This is a genomic window from Asanoa hainanensis (assembly GCF_900188485.1).
Classification (GTDB): Bacteria; Actinomycetota; Actinomycetes; order Mycobacteriales; family Micromonosporaceae; genus Asanoa; species Asanoa hainanensis.
Window position 1 is genome coordinate 197861 of sequence record NZ_FZPH01000005.1, and the last position, 19664, is coordinate 217524.

Here is a 19664-nt window from a genome sequence, read left to right on the forward strand (position 1 = left end):
CAACAGGATGACCACCACGGTCGCCGGGACCCAGGCGCTCGACCAGCCGCCACGGTCGGTCGCGGCGGCGCTGACGGCCGCCGTCGGCCACCTGCGGGCCCGGCAGGATCAGGCCGGCTGGTGGAAGGGCGAGCTGGCCACCAACGTCACGATGGACGCCGAGGACCTGCTGCTCCGGCAGTTCCTCGGCATCCGCACCGAGCGGGAGACCGACGAGGCCGCCCGGTGGATCCGCTCGCAGCAACGGGACGACGGCACCTGGGCCAACTTCCACGGCGGTCCCGGCGACCTGTCCACCACCGTCGAGGCGTACGTGGTGCTCAAGCTGGCCGGCGACGACCCTTCCGCGCCCCACATGGCGCAGGCCCGCGCGTTCGTCCTGGAGATGGGCGGGCTGGAGCGCACCCGGGTGTTCACCCGGATCTGGATGGCGCTGTTCGGCCAGTGGTCCTGGGACGAGCTGCCCGAGCTGCCACCCGAGATGATCTTCCTGCCCCGCTGGTTCCCGCTCAACGTCTACGACTGGGCGTGCTGGGCCCGGCAGACCGTGGTGCCGCTGACCATCGTCGGCAGCCTGCGGCCCGTGCGCCCGCTGCCGTTCGACATCGACGAGCTGCGCACCGGCGCGCGGCCGGCGCCGGCGGCGCCGCTGTGGAGCTGGACCGGGTTCTTCCAGCGCACCGACCGTGTGCTCAAGCTCTACGGCCGGCACGCGCTCAAGCCGCTGCGCGAGCTGGCCCAACGGCGGGGAGCCGAGTGGATCCTGGCCCGGCAGGAGTCCGACGGGTCGTGGGGCGGCATCCAGCCGCCGTGGGTCTACTCGCTGCTCGCCCTGCACCTGCTCGGCTACCAGCTCGACCACCCCGCCCTCAAGGCCGGCTTCGCCGGGCTGGACGCGTTCACCATCCGCGAGGAGACCGAGGCGGGCTGGGTGCGCCGGCTGGAGGCGTGCCAGTCACCGGTCTGGGACACCGCGCTCGCCCTCGTCGCGATGCTCGACGCCGGGGTGCCGGCCACCGACGAGGCGGTCCGCCGCGCGTCGTCCTGGCTGCTCCAGGAGGAGATCGCCGTGCCCGGCGACTGGGCGGTGCGCCGGCCCGGCCTGGCGCCCGGCGGCTGGGCGTTCGAGTTCGCCAACGACCTCTACCCGGACACCGACGACACCGCCGAGATCGTGCTGGCGCTGCGCCGCGTCGCCGCCGGCCTGCCGGCCGACGACCCGCTGCGGGCCGACATCGAGGGCGCGATCGGCCGCGGCGTCGGGTGGACGGTCGGCATGCAGTCCACGGACGGCGGCTGGGGCGCGTTCGACGCCGACAACACCCGCACGCTGGCCAACAAGCTGCCGTTCTGCGACTTCGGCGAGGTCATCGACCCGCCGTCGGCCGACGTCACCGCCCACGTGGTGGAGATGCTCGCGCTCGAGGGACGCCACGGCGACCCGGTGACTCAGCGGGGGGTCACCTGGCTGCTGCGCAACCAGGAGTCGGACGGCTCGTGGTTCGGGCGTTGGGGCGCCAACTACGTCTACGGCACCGGCGCCGCCGTGCCGGCGCTGGTCGAGGCCGGCGTCGACGCGGGCGCGCCGGCGATCCGGGCCGCGGTGCACTGGCTGGTCGCGCACCAGAACACCGACGGTGGCTGGGGCGAGGACCTGCGCTCCTACCGGGACCCGGAGAACTGGGCCGGCAAGGGCGCGTCGACGCCGTCGCAGACCGCGTGGGCGCTGCTCGCGCTGCTCGCCGCCGGCGAGACCGACCACCCGGCGACCCGGGCCGGCGTCGACCACCTGATCAGCACGCAGCGCGCCGACGGTGGCTGGGACGAGGACCACTTCACGGGTACGGGCTTCCCCGGCGACTTCTACATCAACTACCACCTGTACCGGCTGGTCTTCCCGATCACGGCGCTCGGCCGCTTCCTGGACGTCACGTCATGACCACCGGGCCCCGCCGGCACGCGCCGGTCATCTGTGTCGCCCTCGGCGTCGAGCGGCGCGCGCTGCGCGACGCGCACACCGCCGTGCTGCGGGTCGGCATGGGTCCCCGGCGGGCGGCGGCGGCGTTCCGCGCCTCCGGCGGGCTCGGCAGGCGACCGGTGCTGGTGGCCGGCGTCGGCGGAGGCGTCGGCCCGGGCGTGCGTCCCGGCGACGTCGTGGTGGCGACCGAGGTACGCGGCCCCGACGGCAGCGTCCGGCAGTGCCCCTCGGCCCCGCTGCTCGCCGCCGACCTGCGCCGGCACGGCCTGGTCGTGCACCTCGGCCCGATCGCGTCCGAGCACCGGGTCGCCGGCCGGGCGGCCCGCGCGCGGCTCGCCGCCACGGGCGCGCTGGCCGTCGACACCGAGTCGATCTGGCTGGCGCCGACCGAGTCTCCGTTCGCCGTGGTCCGCGTCGTGGTCGACACCGCCAACGAGCCGCTGCTGCGGCCCGGGACCGTCGGCCGCGGGCTCCGTGCGCTGCGCCGGCTGCGGGCGGCCGCACCCGCTCTCGACGCCTGGGCCGACGCGACCGGCGCCCGCGAGGTGCGGCTGGCCAACCCGCGGTCGTTCTGCGCCGGTGTCGAGCGGGCGATCGACGTGGTCGACCGGGCGCTGGGCAAGTTCGGCGCGCCGGTCTACGTACGCCGGCAGATCGTGCACAACACCCACGTCGTGCGTGACCTGGAGGACCGGGGTGCGGTCTTCGTCGAGGAGGTCGACGAGGTGCCGCTCGGCAGCGTGCTGGTGTTCGCCGCGCACGGGGTCTCCCCCGCCGTGCGGGCCGAGGCGGAGGCGCGCGGGCTGCGGGTCGTCGACGCCACCTGCCCGCTGGTCACCAAGGTGCACACCGAGGTGCGCCGGCACAGCGCCCGCGAGGCGACCGTCTTCCTGATCGGGCACGCCGACCACGAAGAGGTCGAGGGCACGCTGGGCGAGGCGCCGGCCGACGTGGTCGTCGTCGAGGACGTCGCCGCCGCCGCGCGGGTGGTGCCGCGGGACGCGGGCAACGTCGCGTACGCCATGCAGACCACGCTCGCCGTCGACGAGGCCACCGCGATCGCCGACGTGCTGCGCGAGCGGTTCCCCGCGATCGCGGCGCCCAAGAGCGACGACATCTGCTACGCCACCACGAACCGCCAGCGCGCCGTGCGCGAGATCGCCGAGGGCTGCGACCTGCTGCTCGTGGTCGGCTCCACCAACTCGTCGAACTCGCTCCGCCTGGTCGAGGTCGCGCAGCGGGAAGGCGTGCCGGCCCGGCTCGTCGACTCCGCCGCCGACGTCGACCTCCGCCTGCTCGCCGGGGTACGCCGCATCGGCGTCACCGCCGGCGCGTCCGCGCCGCCCACCCTGGTCGACGAACTGGTCGACTGCCTCGGCGGACTCGGACCCCTCACCGTGGCGGAGCCGGCCACGGATCCGGAAGTCCTGCGTTTCACATTGCCCAAGGAGGTGAGCTGAACGATGGCCATGCCATTCCGGCAGTCCGTTCGGCTGGGCCGCTACCTGCTCAAGCAGAAGCTGCTCCGCAGGGAGAAGTTCCCGCTGCTCGTCGAGCTCGAGCCGCTGTTCGCGTGCAACCTGAAATGCGCGGGTTGCGGCAAGATCGAGCAGCCGGCGGATGTGCTCAAGAAGCGCATGCCCGTCGAGCAGGCGGTCGCCGCGATCGAGGAGAGCGGCGCCCCGATGGTCTCCATCGCCGGCGGCGAACCGTTGATGCACAAACAGATCGACGAGATCGTCCGGCAGCTCCTCGACCGCAACAAGATCGTCTTCTTGTGCACCAACGCGCTGCTGATCCCCAAGCACCTCCACAAGTTCAAGCCGCACCGGAACTTCTCGTGGATGGTGCACGTCGACGGCCTCAAGGACCGGCACGACCTGTCAGTCAACAAGGAGGGCGGCTTCGAGGGCGCGATCGAGGCCATCAAGATGGCGAAGGCGGCCGGCTTCCGGGTGATGACCAACACGACGTTCTTCAGCAACGACTCGCCGCAGAACGTCATCGGCGTCCTCGACTACCTCAACGACGTGGTCGAGGTCGACAACATGCAGATCTCACCGGCGTACGCGTATCAGAAGGCACCCGACCAGGAGCACTGGCTCGGCGTCACGGAGACCCGCGAGCTGTTCGCCAAGGCCTTCGCCAACGGCCGGCGGCGCAAGTGGCGGCTCAACCACTCGCCGATCTTCCTGGACTTCCTGGAGGGCAAGCGGGACCTGGCCTGCACCGCGTGGGGCATCCCGTCCTACTCGCTGCTGGGCTGGCAACGGCCCTGCTACCTGCTCGACGACGGCTACGCTGCGACCTACAAGGAGCTCATCGAAGAGACCGACTGGGACGCGTTCGGACGCGGCAAGGACCCTCGCTGCGCCAACTGCATGGCCCACTGCGGGTACGAGCCCACGGCGGTGATCGCCACACTCGGATCCCTCAAGGAGTCCATGCGGGCGGCTGTCGGGCGGTGACGCGATGTCCCTGCTTTCGCGCATCCACTGCCCGGCGGACCTGCGTTCGCTGCCGGAGTCGGCGCTGCCCGACCTGGCCCTCGAGATCCGGTCGCTGCTGATCGAGACGGTCTCGCGGACCGGCGGGCACCTCGGGCCCAACCTGGGCGTGGTCGAGCTGACCATCGCCCTGCACCGGGTGTTCGACTCGCCGCACGACGCGGTCGTCTGGGACACCGGGCACCAGGCGTACGTCCACAAGATGCTCACCGGCCGCTGGGCCGCGCTCGACAGCCTTCGCCAGGAGGGCGGGCTGTCGGGCTACCCGTCGCGGTCGGAGAGCGCGCACGACATCGTCGAGAACTCGCACGCCTCGACGGCGCTGTCGTATGCCGACGGGCTGGCCAAGGCGTTCGCCCTCGGTGGCCGGCCGGACCGGGCCGTGGTGGCGGTGGTCGGCGACGGGTCGCTCACGGGCGGCATGGCGTGGGAGGCGCTCAACAACATCGGCGCCGCGCCGGACCGGCCGCTGGTGGTCGTGCTCAACGACAACGGCCGCTCGTACGCGCCGACCGCCGGAGCGATCGGCCGGCACCTGGCCGCGTTGCGGGACGGTGCCGCTGCGTCGGTGTTCGAGCAGCTCGGGCTGGGCTATCTCGGCCCGGTCGACGGGCACGACACGGCCGCGGTCGAGGTGGCACTGCGCAAGGCCCGGAAGCTGGGGACGCCGACCGTGGTGCACTGCCTGACCCGCAAGGGCCTGGGTCACCCGCCGGCTGAGCAGGACGAGGCCGACCGGATGCACACGGTCGGCCCGGCCGGACCGCCGTCTTCGGCGCCGAGCTGGACGTCGGTCTTCAGTGACGAGATGGTGTCGTTGGGCGCGGCGCGACCGGACGTGGTGGCGATCAGCGCCGCGATGCTCGGGCCGACGGGGTTGCAGGCGTTCGCGGACGCCTATCCCGAGCGGGCGTTCGACGTGGGCATCGCCGAGCAGCACGCGGTGACGTCGGCGGCCGGGCTGGCCACCGGCGGCCTGCACCCGGTGGTCTGCATCTACTCCACGTTCCTCAACCGGGCGCTCGACCAGGTGCTGATGGACGTGGCGCTGCACCGGCTGCCGGTCACGTTCGTGCTCGACCGAGCGGGGATCACGGGCAGCGACGGGCCGTCCCACCACGGGATGTGGGACCTGTCGGTGCTGGGCATGGTGCCCGGGATGCGGGTGGCGGCGCCGCGCGACGGCGACCAGCTGCGGCTGCTGCTGCGCGAGGCCGTGGCGCACCGGGGCGGCCCGGCGGCGCTGCGCTTCCCGAAGGCCGACGTCGGGCCGGCGCTGGCCGCCGTGGGCCGGCTGGGCAGCGCGGACGTGCTGCGCTGGGGCCTGGCCGGTGCTCAGCGAGCGGCTTCGGCACCGGGCGGCACGTGGCAGAGCGGCTCGGGCTTGGACAGCTCGGGCGGGTGGCGGGTGTCCGGGCAGGTTCCCGCTTCCGGGGTTGCCGGGCGGCCGGATCCAGCGCCGGACGGCGTACTCGTGCTGGCTGTCGGTCCGCTCGGTGCCGCGGCGATGGCGGCCGCCGACCGGCTGGACGTGCCGGTGACCGTGGCCGACCCCCGCTGGCTGCTGCCGGTGGACCCGGAGCTGGTCGCGGCCGCGGCGGCGTACCGGCTGGTGGTGACGGTCGAGGACGGCGGTGCGCACGGCGGCTACGGCGATGCGGTGTCGCGGGCGTTGCGTGGCGCCGGGGTGCGGGTACCGGTGCGCTCGCTGGCGTTGCCACAACATTTCCTGGCACACGGCTCGCGGAGCTCGATCTTGAAGGCGCGCGGGCTGGACGCTGCGAGCATCGCCGGTGCGGTGCGGCGGGAGCTGCCGCTGATGTGATGAGGTGGCTCCCCCGATTGGACTCGAACCAATAACCTGCCGGTTAACAGCCGGCTGCTCTGCCAATTGAGCTACAGGGGAAAGTCTGGTCTGCCTCGCGGGTTGCCCCGTGCTGCGCGACCGGTACGAGACTACAGGATGCGGGCTGATTCAGGGGGATCGGGTGGGGGTACGACACACTCGGCTGTCGGGTTCGGGGGCGTTCCGCCCCGCCGGCCTCGAAAACAGGGCAAATTAGTCAGATGGCGCTTCCGACGCATGGGTCGGTAGCACGATGGGTAGGTAACCGGGGACAGCAACGTCGCCGTGCACGCGGATCGACGCGTCCGGCACACGGAAGGAGCCGCAATGCGCGGAAAGCTATGGTTCATCGGCGGACTCGCCGCCGGCTTCGTCCTGGGCGCCCGCGCGGGCCGGGAGAAGTACGAGGAGATCGTCTCGCAGACCCGCAAGCTGATGGATCACCCGACGGTCCAGGAGGCCAAGGGCACCGCCCAGGCCCAGGCCAACCGGCTCATGTCCGAGGGCAAGGACCGGCTGAGCCAGTCCAAGCTCGGCGAGAAGATGAGCTCGGGCAGCGGCCACGACCACGGGCACAGCCACTCGGGGACCAACGGCCTGACCTCGTCGTCGGCCTCGTCCTCGTCGGCGTCACCGACCAAGCCCATGCCCTGAGTGCGTGGGTAGCACGCAAGGGCCCCTCGCCGCGGCTGGCGAGGGGCCCTTGTCGCTGTCGTCAGTCCTTGCTGGAGAACGCGGCGTCGAAGGCCGCGCTGGGTGCGTCGAAGGCGAGCCGGCGGACGAAGTCGAGCGCCTCGGGGGCACCGACGAGCCGGTCCATGCCGGCGTCCTCCCACTCGATCGAGATCGGGCCGTCGTACCCGATCGCGTTCAGGGCCCGGAAGCAGTCCTCCCAGGGCACGTCGCCGTGCCCGGTCGAGACGAAGTCCCAGCCGCGGCGCAGGTCGGCCCACGGCAGGTGCGAGCTGAGCCGGCCGCGGCGGCCGTCGCCCGTGCGTACCTTGGCGTCCTTGCAGTCGACGTGGTAGATCCGGTCCTGGAAGTCGAAGATGAAGTTCACCGGGTCGAGCTCCTGCCACACGAAGTGCGACGGATCCCAGTTGAGCCCGAACGCCGGCCGGTTGCCGATCGCCTCGAGGGTGCGCTTGGTGGTCCAGTAGTCGTACGCGATCTCGCTGGGATGCACCTCGTGCGCGAACCGCACGCCCACTTCGTCGAACACGTCGAGGATGGGGTTGAACCGGTTGGCGAAGTCCTCGTACCCCTTGTCGATCATGCTGGCCGGCACCGGCGGGAACATGGCGACGGTGTGCCAGATCGAGGAGCCGGTGAACCCGACGACGGTCTTGACGCCCAGCTTGGCCGCGGCCCGTGCGGTGTCCTTGATCTCGTCGGCGGCCCGCTGCCGGACGCCCTCGGGCTCGCCGTCACCCCAGATGCGGGCCGGCAGGATGTCCTGGTGCCGCTCGTCGATCGGGTGGTCACAGACCGCCTGGCCGACGAGGTGGTTGGAGATCGCGAAAACCTGCAGGTTGTGCTTGGCCAGGGTCTCCCGCTTGCGGTCGACGTAGCCGTCTTCGTTCAGTGCCTTGTCGACGTCGAAGTGATCACCCCAACAGGCGATCTCGAGCCCGTCATACCCCCAGTCGGAGGCCAACTGACACACCTCTTCGAACGGCAGATCGGCCCACTGACCGGTAAAGAGCGTGATGGGACGCGCCATTGTCCTTCTTCTCCCTGTGAGTGACCCGGGATCCTGCTGGTGGACAGACGCGAGGAGACCGTCCGACGGTCGTGGTCGCTGCCGCGATCTGCTCGGCCGCCGGTTACGCCCGAGCGGGTTGCGCCTCCCGCCCGGCCGCCGGCCGCGTACGCGGCTGCGAGCTTCACTCTAGATCGGTTGCACACACCGTGGAAGGGCCGCCTACGCGAACTCCACCCGGATTCGCGAGCGCCCGTGCTCGTCGAACCAGGGCAGGACCTTTGCGACGAGGGCACCCTCCGGCGCGGACTCCGCGGCGAGCGCGACGTCACCGCTGATGACCATCGCCGTGTACGCGTCCATCGCCATCACGTTGGCCAGGTCCGCCGGTCCTCCCAGGACCAGCGAAGGGGTGTAGACCCAGTTCGACGCCGGGTCGATCGGACCCAACCGGGCGACCGCCTCGATCAGCACCGGGTCGTACGGCGCCTCGGCGTTGGACAGGAGCTCGAGCGCGACGAACTCCGCGAACGAGCCCGCGATGACCTCCGGGCGTAGGAGGTCCGCTTCGAGCAGGTATACCTCGGGCGCGTAGCCGGCCGGACCGCGGCGCAGGGCGTACTGGTCTCCGAGCGCCAGCTGGCCGATGCAGAGGAAGGGCTCGACCCGGTCGTCCCAGGCGAACCGCCAGCCGTCGGGTGCGTTCCAGGCCCGCAGGTCGAGATGCCGTTCGCTGCGAAGACCGAACAGCCGGACCGCGCCCGCGTTGACGGTGCAGCCGTTGAGCCGTTCGAGTAGCGCGGCGTAGTCGGCCGGCAGGCCGTGGCGGGCCAGGTCCGCCGCGTCAACCGGCGGGCCGACGTGTTCGACCCCGGCGGAGATCAGCCGGTCGATCATCGCGTCCAACATCGACGCATGCTCCCACAACGCCGGCCGTGGGTCGGCGCGCTGATTAGGCTGGAGTGCGGCATTTGGGGGGCGATATGCGCATTCTGGTCATCGGCGCCGGGGCGGTCGGCGGGTACTTCGGCGCGCGGCTCGCGCAGGCCGGCAAGGACGTGACCTTCCTGGTCCGACCGCGGCGCGCGGCTTCGCTCGCCGCCGACGGCTTGCGGATCCGCGAGCCGGACAGCGAGCCGGAGCGGGTCGACGTGACGACGATCGAGCGGGTCGCCGACCCGTACGACATCGTGTTCCTGGCCGTGAAGGCCTTCACCCTCGACGGCGCGATCCGCGACTTCTCCCCCGCCGTCGGGCCGCGGACGACGATCGTGCCGTTCCTCAACGGGCTCGCGCACATCGACCGGCTCGTCGCGGACTTCGGCGTCAAGGTGTACGGCGGGGTCTGTTACGTCGCCACCACGCTCACCGACGACGGCGAGATCGTGCGGCTCGGTGGCCCGCGCCAGCTTCGCTACGGCCCGCTGCCGGGCGCGCCGGCGCAGGGCGTCGACGATGTGCACGAGGCGCTCTCGGGTGCCGGCTTCGACTCCGAGGTGTCCGACAGCATCGAGACCGAGATGTGGGAGAAGTGGGTCTTCCTCGCCTCGGTCACGGCGGTGAACTGCCTCGCCGGCGCCACGATCGGCGACGCCAACGCGGTGCCGGGCGGCGCGGACTTCGCCACCGCGATCGCCGACGAGGCGGGCCGGGTCGCGACGGCGGCGGGTTTCCCGCCCCGGCCCGAAGCGACGCGGAACCTGCTGGGCACCGTGACCGCGGCCGGGGCGACGACCACGTCGTCGGTCTACCGCGACATGCGCGCCGGCCGCCGGGTCGAGAACGACGCCATCATCGGCGACCTGGTGGCCCGGGCCCGCGACCTGGCGGTGCCCACGCCTCTGTTCGCGGCGACCGCCGTCAACCTCGCGGTCTACCAACGAGGCCTCGGCGGCTGACCTCCCATCGGGGCAATCACTCTAGTGCCGTGGGTTGGTCACGGGAGACTTTGTCCACAACAGTGGGTTATCCACAGCCTCATCCCGCGTTGGTTGCCGTGACGGGGCTTGGCCGCCAATCTGTCCCCAGTGAATCCGACACTGGCCAAGGCACTCGCCGCAGGAGGCGGGGTGGTGTGCTGGCGGTCCCCGAACGACATGTCGGTGCCACGGTGGGCGCTTGACGACGGCCGACGGACCGGCGCCCTGGTGCGGCTACTGCCGGGCGTGTACGCGACGTCGTCATCGGTCGACGACCCAGCGATACGCCGCCGGGCCGCGCTGGCCTACGCCAGCGGCCAGCACCAACCGCCCAAACGCGGCGGGGAGGGTGGGGGTGGGGCCCTCAGTCACACGTCAGCGTTGGCGGTCTTCGGGCTCCTGGACGGCGGATTGGTCGAGACCGTGCACGTGACGGTCGGGCGGCAGTCGGCCGCACGCTCACGGGGCTGGCTCATCGTGCATCACTGCAACGAGCCGCCGCAGACTGTCGCGCGGGACGGTTTCACGATTACTCGACTTGAGCGGTCGTTGGTCGACGCTTGGCCGTGGTTGCCTGCGGACCGCCGGCGAGCCCCGGTCATCACCGCCGTCAACGGGCGGCTCACTACCGCACAGCGGGTCGGAGACGCGCTGGCCGAGGCACCAAAACTCGCTGGTCGGGTCGAGCTTCGGCGGTTGCTCGCCAAGCTCGCCGCCGGATGCCGCAGCGGGTTGGAGATCTGGGGCGATGACCATGTTTTCACTGCGGCCGGCATGCCGGCCTTCGCCCGGCAGGTCCCGGTTCGCCTCGACAGCTACACCACCTATCTCGACGTCTACCACGAACCGACGCGGGTCAACTTCGAGCTCGATGGCGCCAGCGTGCATGGCGGGCCGAGGCAACGGGAGATCGACCTGCGCCGGGACGCGGCGCTCGCCGCGCGTGGGATTCTGGTCGTCCGGTTCAGTCATGCACGCTTGACCCGCGAGCCCGACGCTGTTCGGCGGGAGGTTCTCACGATCCTCGGCAACCGCGAGGCGCGAGGCCGTCCATGATCGGGTGAGGCTCATCAAGGTGCGGGCACAACCCTACGAAGATCGGGTGCATCTCATCTGGTCCCGCTACGGCGTGTCGCCCAGACCAGCCACACACGATCACGCCGCTTTGGGACCACCGACCAGATCTCGCGCACATGATCAAGGCGACCACGACCACATCGAAGACAGTCGCATCAAGCGTGCGCCAGCTCGAACGAAACCGGTGACCGGACCCCGCGTAACGGCCAACGGCCCCACCCTAGGCGGGCGCGTACAGCGACTTGACCGCGTCGACCAGCGGCGCGAGCTCCGGGTTCGCCGACGCCTCGCCGAGGGCCTCGTGCAGCGCCGCGTCGTTGGTCGGGCGGGCCTCCGCCAGTAGGAGAAGACCGGCCGGGGTCACGTTCGTGTAGATGCCTCGCCGGTCTGTCGGGCACAGGTAGCGCCCCAGCAGGCCGCGGTTCTCCAGGCGGGTGACCAGCCGGGTCGTGGCGCTCTGGCTCAGCACGACCGCATCCGCGACCTGTTTCATCTGCAGGTGACCGCCGACACCGTCGTGCTGTCGGCTGAGCACGTCGAGCAGCGAGTATTCACGGACGCTGAGGTCGTGTCCGTCCTGCAGGGCGCGCTCGATGTGCGCCTCGATCTTGTCGTGCAGCAGGGAGAGGGAGCACCAGCCCTGGGCCAGTGCCGTCAGCGCGGGGTCCTTCGCCGTCACCCGGATATATTACAACATCGCGAAATACCGCGTTTGCGGATAGCCCGCGTGTGCAACTATGGTCGTGCGCATGCAAAGTGCACCACCACCGCGCTCGACCCCCGCACTCCTCGCCCTCGCGATCGGGGCCTTCGGGATCGGCACCACCGAATTCGTGATCATGGGTCTGCTGCCCCAGGTCGCACACGGCTTCGGCGTCGAGATCCCCACCGCCGGCCTGCTCGTGACCGGTTACGCCCTCGGTGTCGTAGTCGGCGCGCCGCTGATGACCGTGCTCGGCACCAAGATCCCCCGCAAGCGGATGCTCATGCTGCTGATGGGCCTGTTCATCGCCGGCAACCTGATCTCCGCCTGCGCGCCGTCCTTCGCCGTCATGTTGATCGGCCGGATGGTCGCCTCGCTCGCGCACGGTGCGTTCTTCGGCATCGGCTCCGTCGTCGCCGCGTCCCTGGTCGCGCCCCAGAAGAAGGCCGGTGCCATCGCGATGATGTTCACCGGCCTCACCGTCGCCAACGTCGTCGGCGTCCCGCTCGGCACCCTCGTCGGCCAGTCGGCCGGCTGGCGCGTCACCTTCGGCATCGTGGCGGCGATCGGGGTGGTCGGCCTCGTCGGTGTCGCGCGCCTCGTGCCCGACGTGCCCAAGCCCCAGGGTGTACGCCTGCGGCACGAGCTGTCGGCCCTCAAGAACACCCAGGTCCTGCTGGCCATGGCGATGACGGTGCTGGGCTTCGGCGGAGTCTTCGCGGCCATCACCTACATCGCGCCGATGATGACGCGGGTAGCCGGATTCGATGACGGGTCCGTCACCTGGCTGCTGGTCCTGTTCGGCCTCGGCATGGTCGCCGGCAACCTGATCGGCGGCCGCTTCGCCGACCGCGCGCTGATGCCCATGCTCTACGTCTCGCTGGGCGGCCTGGCCGTCGTCCTCGCCTCTTCACCCTCACCGCGCACGACCAGATCGCGGCCGCCGCGACCATCGTGCTGATCGGAGCGCTGGGCTTCGCAACCGTGCCGCCGCTGCAGAAACGGGTGCTCGACCAGGCACACGGCGCCCCGACGCTGGCCTCGGCCGTCAACATCGGCGCCTTCAACCTCGGCAACGCCCTCGCCGCCTGGCTCGGCGGCCTGGTCATCGGCGCCGGCCTCGGCTACACGGCCCCCAACTGGGTCGGCGCCGTCCTGGTCGCGAGCGCCCTCGGGCTCGCGGTCGTGTCGGCTGCCCTTGAACGACAGGACCGCATGCGAGCCACCACCGTGGTCGCCACGCCAGGTGCCACCGCACACCACTGAACGCGATGCTCGCTCGCTAAAGGTTGCCGCGTCACGAAATGCCGCCGTGCGCTTTTCTGAATTGGTATCACATTTGGTACGCGAACAGCGTCCCACCAGGAACGCCGCAGTCTCAGCCCGACCAGCAGACTTACGGGCGACAAGCCGGGCAATGAATTAGCTTCGCGTTTCCGAAACGGCGAAGGTGGCCATATCTAACGTTGTCACGTCACAGAACGAAACGGCCGACGCCAAAATTGGTTGCATCCTCACTTTTGATAGCCCATCGCTCTCGGTGCATATATCTTTTCGCGCATGCCACGGCAACAAGCCTCTCTCATTCCGCCAAGGACCTCACGCAGGCAGGCGGGAAAGATCATTACGAACGCTGTCATGTCCGAGCTGGGGATGTCGTCGCCGCAGGTCGCTCGCCTCACTGGACACGCACCGACCACCCTCGCCCGATACAAAGCAGGCAAGCGAGTACCGACGAAAGCCTTCTTGCTTGACCTGCTCGAAAAGGCACCCAACATCGGCCTTAGCTTCGATCAGCTCGCCCCAAAGCTCGGCTACCGGTGGAGCGGTTCCAAAGATCCCGGATGCTACGAGAGCTTCGCCGATTACTTTGTCGCCATCAGAATCATGGAACGGCGAAATCGGGACCAGTTCGCGATCAAGCTGGGCGTAGCGACGCAAGATGTAATAGACATCGAGCACGGCGTACTCCCGGACACCTTGCTTGTCAAGAAGTTCGTGCGAGTCTTCCTGCGGCCGGACTTCTCAGTTGCGGATGTAACGCAAGCCTTCTGGCAGCTACGCCCTGACGCCCTGGAAGCCGAGCTACGAGAGCGTTTCCTGACATTCCAGCACCTGCCGTTCGGCGACTCGACAAGAAAGGCAATGGAGGACTCGATCATCGTCGATTGTGCCCCCATGGCTGAAAACATCGCAAAATCCGTGGCCTGGCGATTTCGCAGGCCAGAGTTGGCGGAGGAGATCTGGGGCGAGGGATTGGTGCTCGCGGCACGCAATCACGATCCTCGCAGGGGCTTCTTTCCCGGCTACCTCAGGGCGCGTATCCGCGGGCTTGCCCGGGGAATCATCTGGGGCAAGATGCAGACCGGCGTGGGCAACGTGCTACGCGAGTACGGTCCCATGGTTCGCGAGGCAGAGGACTTTCTCCTTCAGGAGTTCGGCCGAGGCCCAACCGAAGCAGAGATCGCCCATTATCTCGACATCCCCGAGTCCACTGTCGGCGAGGTCTCGCGCGCGCTCATCGCGAGCCAAGCGGCCGTTTCCGAGAATCTCGAGTTTCTCCTTCACCACGCCGTGGACGTTGGTTCGGCCAGCGAACTGCGGAGTGGCAAAGACAGCGAACTCGTCGATCGGCTCGGCGCGGAGATCAAAGAGCTGCTGCTTCTCCATTACGAAGATCAGTTGCCGACGTGCGAAGTCGCGACGATCACCGGGATGACCGAGGACGACGTGATCGCAAAGGTCAAATGGGCGGTGGCATGGTTGCGGTCCGCCCGGGGCGACCTCGCCCCGCGCGAGCTCGTACCCGTCTGAACAAGGCGACGCACCCTCCGCAGGGCAGGTGCGGAGGGTGCGTCGGGTGGAGGCGGTGACCGGCACGGGTTGTGGGCGTCCCGTGCCGGCCCCCGCGGCTTACGGCAGCGTCCACCTCTGGTTCGCGGCCCCGTTGCAGGCCCACAGGTGGACGACGGTGCTGTCCGCGGAGTTGTTGCCGCTCACGTCCGCGCACTTGGCGGAGTTCGCGTTGACCAGCGACGAGTTGGCGCCGGCCGACCAGCTCTGTGCCCCGCTTCCGTTGCAGGTCCAGAGCTGGATCTTCGTGCCGTTGGCCGTGCCGCTGCCGCTGACGTCCAGGCACTTGCCCAGCGCCCGCAGGGTCGACCCGTTGCGCGTCCAGGTCTGCGACGCCGTGCCGTTGCAGGTGTAGAGCTGGATCTGCGTGCCGTCGGCCGTGCCGCCGTTGCGCACGTCCAGGCACTTCCCGGCCAGGCCCACGATCGGGCCGGTGCCGGTCGGCGGAGTGGACGACTTGACGAACGTGAAGTCGTCCACATCGAACAGTCCGGTGCCCGAGCCGGTGAACGTCAGGTACACGTTGGCCGTCCCCGACGGCACACCCGAGAGCGAACCAGTGACATTGGCGTACGTGTCCCACGAACCCGTGTTCGGCACCGCGACCGTGCCCAGCACAGTGCCGGTAGTAGACCCGTTGCGGACCTGGATCGTGCCGCCCGCACCACCGGAGACCACCCGCGCCCGGAAGGACGTAGCACCGCCGACGTTGACACCGTTGTAGGCAGCCCAGTCGCCCGGCTCGATGTAGCCCAGCGTCTGCCCGTTGTTCGCCCCCGCCTTGGTGAACGCCTGCACCCCGGACGCCGACGAGAACGACTCGGCCTGCACCGTGACGTCACCCGAAGGCGGCGTGCCCAGCTCCTTGATCCGGACGTTCCGGAACGACACGTCGTCACCCGTGCCGTGGTTCTGGAGGCCGATGTGCCCGGCCAGCGACCGCGCCGGCACCGTGTTGGTGAAGTCGTTGATCTTCACGCCGTTCAGGAAGATCTGCAGCCGCTCGCCCTCGACCAGGAGCTCGTAGGTGTTCCACTCCCCCGGCGGGTTCAAAGCAGCATCTCGGGCGGCGATGTCCGCCGACTTGAACGTGTAGACCGAACCAGTGGTTCGATCAGCCGCGTCCGTGGCGTCGATCTGGATCTCGTAGCCGTTGTCGACCGCGGACCACGGGTCCGTCGACGGCGGGAACCCGATGAAGATGCCCGAGTTGTCGTCGCCGTCCATCTTCCAGTCGAGCTTCAGCGAGTACGACGTGTACTGCTTGGCGCTGTACCAGTAGAGGCCCATGCCGCCGGTCGACTTGAGCGTGGCGTCGGTGTTGGTGAACGAACCCGGGCCGGCCTGCGACCAACCCGTCGTCGATCCATTGTAGATAGCGGTGTAGCCCGTCTCCGGCCGGCAGTCGGCATCGGTCCGGGAGGCCGCGTAGCGGATGCCACCCAGCAGGAGAGAGCGGAAGTTGGCTTCCGTGTACGAGGCCTGCGTGTGCCCGAGACCGGTGTAGAAGGACCGGCCGCCGTCGTACGCCTTGCACCACGTGATCGGGTGGTCGGCACCCATGCCGCCGCCGGAGTACGACGACTCGTCGAGGGTGGCCAGCACCCGCGCAGTCGACCGGACGTTGGTGCGGTAGTTGTACCACTCGTCGGTGCGCGTCCAGGTCTGCGGCAGGTGTGCGGTCGCCGCCGTGCCCCGGTTCTCCACCTTGATGTTGGCCTGCTGGATCGCCGGGTGCGAGTTGAAGTACGCGCCGACGAGGTTGCCGTACCAGGCCCAGTCGTACTCGGTGTCGGCCGCCGCGTGCACGCCGACGTAGCCGCGCCCGGAGCGGATGTAGTTCTCGAACGCGGTCTGCTGCGTCGCGTTGAGCACGTCACCGGTGGTCGAGAGGAACACCACCACCTCGTACGGCGACAGGCCCGAAGCGGTGAAGGTGTTGGCGTCCTCGGTGGCGGTGACCGTGAAGTTGTTGGCGGCGCCCAGGTCACGGATGGCCTGGATGCCGGCCGGGATCGCGTCGTGCCGGAACCCGGCGGTCTTCGAGAAGACCAGCACGTCGTACGCGGCGTCGGCGGCGCTGGCGGGCCCCGCCTGTGCCGTACAGGCGATCACGGCCAACGCGGCGGCGAACCCGCCGATGGCGGTCCGGATGAGTCTGCGCATCTGCACTCCCAGGGACGGTGCGGGGGCGCCTGGGCGGACGCCCCCGCATTCAGGGTCAAGGCAGGGTCCACCGCTGGTTCGCGGCTCCGTTGCAGGTCCACAGGTGGACCACCGTGCTGTCGGCCGAGTTGTTGCCACTCACGTCGGCACACTTGCTCGACCCGGCGTTGACCAGCGAGCTGTTGGCGCCGACGGACCAGTTCTGGGCCGCCGTGCCGTTGCAGGTGTAGAGCTGGATCTTCGTGCCGTCGGCGGTGCCGGCACCACTCACGTCCAGACACTTGCCCAGCGCGCGCAGGGTCGAACCGGTGCGGGTCCAACTTTGCGAGGCGGTGCCGTTGCAGGTGTAGAGCTGGATCTGGGTGCCGTCGGCGGTGGCGCCGTTGCGCACGTCGAGGCACTTGCCGGCCAGGCCGACGACCGGCCCGGTGCCGGTGCCGCCCGTCGACGTGTTGAACGTGAAGGCGTCCAGGTCGAACAGCGCCCCGGTGCCGCCGGCGAACGTCAGGTAGAGCGTGGTGGTGCCGGCCGGCAGGCCGGTCAGGTTGGCGGTGACGTTGGTGAACGTCTCCCAGCTGCCCGTGTTGGGCACCGCGACCGAGCCGAGGACCGTGCCGGTCGCCGAGCCCGTGCGCACCTGGAGGGTGCCGCCGACGCCGCCGGAGGAGACCCGGGCGGTCACCGAGGTGGCGTTATTGATCTTGTACGGGTCGAACGAGATCCAGTCGCCGTTGTGCACGTCGCCGACCGTCCGGCCGCCCTCGGCACCGGTCTTGGTGATCAGCGAGACGCCGGACATCGCCTTGTAGTGCTCGGCCTGGCGGTGCTTGGGCTGGAGGGTGAACTGCTTGTGCGTGGTCAGCCCGCCGTTGTCGGTGTACTCGGCGTCGAAGATCGCGAAGATGTTCGCCGCCGCGTCGTGCTCCCCGTCGGTCGGGACGGTGATCGACCCGGAGCATCCGGTGACGGACGTGATCTGGTGCCCGTGCTGGTCGTGCCCAAGGACGTACGTCATCTTCGCCCTGGCGCAGTTGATCGTGCCGTCCTCGGGGTCGCTCGCGCTGATCGTGAACGGGATCGTGTCGCCGAAGTTGAAGAGCTGGCCGTTGCCCGGAATGGTGATGTTGACGGTCGGCGCGGTGTTGCCGACGCCGATCTGCACGCTCGCCGTGCCGGTCGCGCCCTGCGGGTCACGCACGGTCAGCGTCGCGGTGTACGTGCCGTTGCTGGTGTACGTCTTCGAGGGGTTCGCGGCCGTCGACGTGGTGCCGTCGCCGAACGCCCACGAGTAGGTCAGCGCGCCGCCGTCTGGGTCCGTGGAGCCGGCCGACGAGAACGCGACGGTCAGTGGTGCCTGGCCCGAGGTGGGCTGGGCGGTGGCGACGGCGGTCGGTGCGCGGTTGCCGCCGGCCACGTAGTCGAAGCGGTAGAGCGCCGAGTTGGCGTCACCGTTGAAGTAGCCGGTGCCGTAGTCGAGCACGTAGTAGGCGCCGTCCGGCCCGAACGCCGAGTCCATCACCTGCTTGCCGACCCAGGGGAAGGTGTCGATCGTGCCGCGGGTGCCGTCGGTGTTGACGTGGATCGGCTTGATCCAGCCCCGACCGAACTCGGTGGCGAAGAACTGGCCCTCGAAGGCCTGCGGGAACTTCGTGGTGGACGGGTTCGACGCGTTGTAGCGGTAGACCGGGCCACCCATCGGCGACTCGGAGCCGCCGCCGAACTCGCTCGGGGTGCCGCTGTCGCCGCCGTACTTGATCCAGGCTGGCCGGGCGGCGGGCAGCGTGCCCTGGCCGGTGTTGCGGAACGAGTTGTTGGTCGCGCCGCCGGAGCAGTTGTACTTGGGGCCGGTGGCGTTGGTCGAGAAGTTCCACTCGTTGTACGTTTCGGCGGTGGTGTTGGTGCCGGTGCAGTACGGCCAGCCGTAGTTGCCTGGCGAGGTGACCCGGTTGAACTCGACCTGGCCGGACGGGCCGCGGTTGGCGTCGGTCGAGCCGGCGTCCGGGCCGTAGTCGCCGACGTAGACCACGCCGGTGGCCTTGTCGACGCTGATCCGGAACGGGTTCCGGAAGCCCATCGCGTAGATCTCCGGCCGGGTGTTGGCCGTGCCCGCCGCGAACAGGTTGCCCGACGGGATCGAGTACGTCCCGTTGGCGTTCACCTTGATCCGCAGGAGCTTGCCGCGCAGGTCGTTGGTGTTGCCCGCGGAGCGCTGCGCGTCGTACGCCGGGTTGCGGTTGGTCCGTTCGTCGATCGGCGCGTAGCCGGCCGAGTCGAACGGGTTGCTGTCGTCGCCGGTCGACAGGTAGAGGTTGCCGGCCGCGTCGAAGTCGATGTCGCCGCCGACGTGGCAGCAGATGCCGCGGTCGGCCGGCACGTCGAGGACGGTGACCTGGCTGCCCGCGTTGAGCGTCCAGTCGGCGTTCAGGGTGAACCTCGCGAGGCGGTTGACGCCCTGCCAGGCGGTCCAGCTCGTGCCCGTGGCGGGCGCGTCGCCGGCCGGGGTGGACAGCGGAGGCGCGAAGTACAGGTAGATGAACCGGTTGGTGGCGAAGCCCGGGTCGACGCCGACGCCCTGCAGGCCCTCCTCGTCGTGGGTGTAGACGGGGAGCGTGCCGATGACGGTGGTGGTGCCGTTGGCGTCGGTGCGGCGGAGCTGGCCGCCGCGGGCGGTGTGCAGGACCGAGCGGTCCGGCAGCACCGCGAGCGACATCGGCTCGCCCATCTCGGCGACGCCCTTGGCCAGGGTCACCTGCTGGAAGTCGGTGGCGTTGATCGTGTGGGCCTGTGCGGCCGGCGCGCTCGCGATGGTCCCGCTGAGCGCGGCGGCCACCAGCAAGAGTGCTGAGGCGGCAGCCCGACGGCGGGGCGTGCGACGTTTGTCCATTGGAGACATGGACAGTCCCTTCCTGACTT

General features: G+C 69.9%; 15 protein-coding genes, 1 tRNA gene and 1 pseudogene. 11 read left to right on the forward strand and 6 right to left on the reverse strand.

Annotated elements, in window-relative coordinates:
• Positions 1 to 7 precede the first annotated feature (7 nt).
• The 5 genes and pseudogenes from shc (at position 8) to CHC05_RS14920 (ending at position 6310) form a co-directional block, all read left to right on the forward strand.
• Complete coding sequence (gene shc, locus CHC05_RS14905; protein ID WP_089249040.1) at positions 8 to 1939, forward strand: squalene--hopene cyclase; 1932 nt, start codon at positions 8 to 10, stop codon at positions 1937 to 1939.
• Positions 1936 to 2403, forward strand: a pseudogene (locus tag CHC05_RS43430) (phosphorylase family protein); the annotation flags it as partial. The gene shc and the pseudogene CHC05_RS43430, both read left to right, overlap by 4 nt.
• 63 nt (positions 2404 to 2466) lie before the next feature.
• Positions 2467 to 3438 carry a 4-hydroxy-3-methylbut-2-enyl diphosphate reductase gene (ispH, locus tag CHC05_RS43435; protein WP_425426766.1) on the forward strand — a complete coding sequence of 324 codons (972 nt, stop codon included), beginning with the start codon at positions 2467 to 2469 and terminating at the stop codon, positions 3436 to 3438.
• Positions 3439 to 3441: 3 nt separating this feature from the next.
• The gene (gene hpnH / locus CHC05_RS14915; protein ID WP_089249044.1) at positions 3442 to 4446 is read left to right on the forward strand and encodes an adenosyl-hopene transferase HpnH; all 1005 of its coding nucleotides are present in this window, start codon (positions 3442 to 3444) and stop codon (positions 4444 to 4446) included.
• A gap of 4 nt (positions 4447 to 4450) precedes the next feature.
• Positions 4451 to 6310 (forward strand): 1-deoxy-D-xylulose-5-phosphate synthase, encoded by a 1860-nt coding sequence (locus CHC05_RS14920; protein ID WP_089249046.1) that lies wholly within the window; start codon positions 4451 to 4453, stop codon positions 6308 to 6310.
• Between the two features lie 5 nt (positions 6311 to 6315).
• On the opposite strand, the gene CHC05_RS14925 is transcribed toward CHC05_RS14920, so the two are convergent.
• Positions 6316 to 6391 (reverse strand) — tRNA-Asn (locus CHC05_RS14925).
• 267 nt (positions 6392 to 6658) lie between these two features.
• Between CHC05_RS14925 and CHC05_RS14930 the strand changes: the two genes are divergently transcribed.
• On the forward strand, positions 6659 to 6985 hold the full coding sequence (locus CHC05_RS14930) for a hypothetical protein (RefSeq protein WP_089249048.1): 327 nt from the start codon (positions 6659 to 6661) through the stop codon (positions 6983 to 6985).
• A 61-nt stretch (positions 6986 to 7046) separates the two neighbouring features.
• Here CHC05_RS14930 and CHC05_RS14935 read toward each other — a convergent pair whose 3' ends face one another.
• The gene (locus CHC05_RS14935; RefSeq protein ID WP_089249050.1) at positions 7047 to 8054 is read right to left on the reverse strand and encodes a sugar phosphate isomerase/epimerase family protein; all 1008 of its coding nucleotides are present in this window, start codon (positions 8052 to 8054) and stop codon (positions 7047 to 7049) included.
• 201 nt (positions 8055 to 8255) lie between these two features.
• The gene (locus tag CHC05_RS14940) at positions 8256 to 8942 is read right to left on the reverse strand and encodes an SMI1/KNR4 family protein (protein ID WP_144022600.1); all 687 of its coding nucleotides are present in this window, start codon (positions 8940 to 8942) and stop codon (positions 8256 to 8258) included.
• A 74-nt stretch (positions 8943 to 9016) separates the two neighbouring features.
• Here CHC05_RS14940 and CHC05_RS14945 point away from each other — a divergent pair, with 74 nt between their 5' ends.
• Together CHC05_RS14945 and CHC05_RS14950 are read left to right on the forward strand one after the other, a co-directional pair.
• Positions 9017 to 9931, forward strand: coding sequence for a ketopantoate reductase family protein (locus CHC05_RS14945; protein WP_179266193.1), 915 nt, complete (start codon positions 9017 to 9019; stop codon positions 9929 to 9931).
• 432 nt (positions 9932 to 10363) lie between these two features.
• Positions 10364 to 11008 carry a DUF559 domain-containing protein gene (locus tag CHC05_RS14950; RefSeq protein ID WP_245870854.1) on the forward strand — a complete coding sequence of 215 codons (645 nt, stop codon included), beginning with the start codon at positions 10364 to 10366 and terminating at the stop codon, positions 11006 to 11008.
• A gap of 241 nt (positions 11009 to 11249) precedes the next feature.
• Here the strand turns inward: CHC05_RS14950 and CHC05_RS14955 are convergent, their stop codons facing one another.
• Positions 11250 to 11708 (reverse strand): MarR family winged helix-turn-helix transcriptional regulator, encoded by a 459-nt coding sequence (locus tag CHC05_RS14955; protein WP_089249056.1) that lies wholly within the window; start codon positions 11706 to 11708, stop codon positions 11250 to 11252.
• Positions 11709 to 11778: 70 nt separating this feature from the next.
• On the opposite strand from CHC05_RS14955, the gene CHC05_RS14960 reads away from it, so the two are divergent.
• From CHC05_RS14960 to CHC05_RS14965, 3 genes are all read left to right on the forward strand, one after another.
• On the forward strand, positions 11779 to 12693 hold the full coding sequence (locus tag CHC05_RS14960; RefSeq protein WP_218824551.1) for an MFS transporter: 915 nt from the start codon (positions 11779 to 11781) through the stop codon (positions 12691 to 12693).
• Complete coding sequence (locus CHC05_RS42065; protein ID WP_218824552.1) at positions 12687 to 12998, forward strand: MFS transporter; 312 nt, start codon at positions 12687 to 12689, stop codon at positions 12996 to 12998. The genes CHC05_RS14960 and CHC05_RS42065 overlap by 7 nt, the downstream gene beginning before the upstream one ends.
• Before the next feature lie 372 nt (positions 12999 to 13370).
• Positions 13371 to 14546 (forward strand): sigma-70 domain-containing protein, encoded by a 1176-nt coding sequence (locus CHC05_RS14965; RefSeq protein ID WP_089249058.1) that lies wholly within the window; start codon positions 13371 to 13373, stop codon positions 14544 to 14546.
• Between the two features lie 99 nt (positions 14547 to 14645).
• On the opposite strand, the gene CHC05_RS14970 is transcribed toward CHC05_RS14965, so the two are convergent.
• Together CHC05_RS14970 and CHC05_RS14975 are read right to left on the reverse strand one after the other, a co-directional pair.
• Positions 14646 to 16751, reverse strand: coding sequence for a ThuA domain-containing protein (locus tag CHC05_RS14970; protein WP_089249538.1), 2106 nt, complete (start codon positions 16749 to 16751; stop codon positions 14646 to 14648).
• A 55-nt stretch (positions 16752 to 16806) separates the two neighbouring features.
• A complete protein-coding gene (locus CHC05_RS14975) occupies positions 16807 to 19635 on the reverse strand; it encodes a carbohydrate-binding protein (RefSeq protein WP_089249060.1) in 2829 nt (942 codons plus the stop codon).
• Positions 19636 to 19664 lie beyond the last annotated feature (29 nt).

Bases quoted from the DNA above. Each gene is read 5' to 3' on its own strand.
- CHC05_RS14975 (WP_089249060.1), bottom strand. From the start codon at position 19,635: ATGGACAAACGTCGCACGCCCCGCCGTCGGGCTGCCGCCTCAGCACTC.
- CHC05_RS14970 (WP_089249538.1), bottom strand. From the start codon at position 16,751: ATGCGCAGACTCATCCGGACCGCCATCGGCGGGTTCGCCGCCGCGTTG.
- CHC05_RS14930 (WP_089249048.1), top strand. From the start codon at position 6,659: ATGCGCGGAAAGCTATGGTTCATCGGCGGACTCGCCGCCGGCTTCGTC.
- CHC05_RS14935 (WP_089249050.1), bottom strand. From the start codon at position 8,054: ATGGCGCGTCCCATCACGCTCTTTACCGGTCAGTGGGCCGATCTGCCG.
- CHC05_RS14965 (WP_089249058.1), top strand. From the start codon at position 13,371: ATGTCCGAGCTGGGGATGTCGTCGCCGCAGGTCGCTCGCCTCACTGGA.
- shc (WP_089249040.1), top strand. From the start codon at position 8: ATGACCACCACGGTCGCCGGGACCCAGGCGCTCGACCAGCCGCCACGG.
- hpnH (WP_089249044.1), top strand. From the start codon at position 3,442: ATGGCCATGCCATTCCGGCAGTCCGTTCGGCTGGGCCGCTACCTGCTC.
- CHC05_RS14920 (WP_089249046.1), top strand. From the start codon at position 4,451: ATGTCCCTGCTTTCGCGCATCCACTGCCCGGCGGACCTGCGTTCGCTG.
- CHC05_RS14940 (WP_144022600.1), bottom strand. From the start codon at position 8,942: ATGTTGGACGCGATGATCGACCGGCTGATCTCCGCCGGGGTCGAACAC.
- CHC05_RS14960 (WP_218824551.1), top strand. From the start codon at position 11,779: ATGCAAAGTGCACCACCACCGCGCTCGACCCCCGCACTCCTCGCCCTC.
- CHC05_RS14945 (WP_179266193.1), top strand. From the start codon at position 9,017: ATGCGCATTCTGGTCATCGGCGCCGGGGCGGTCGGCGGGTACTTCGGC.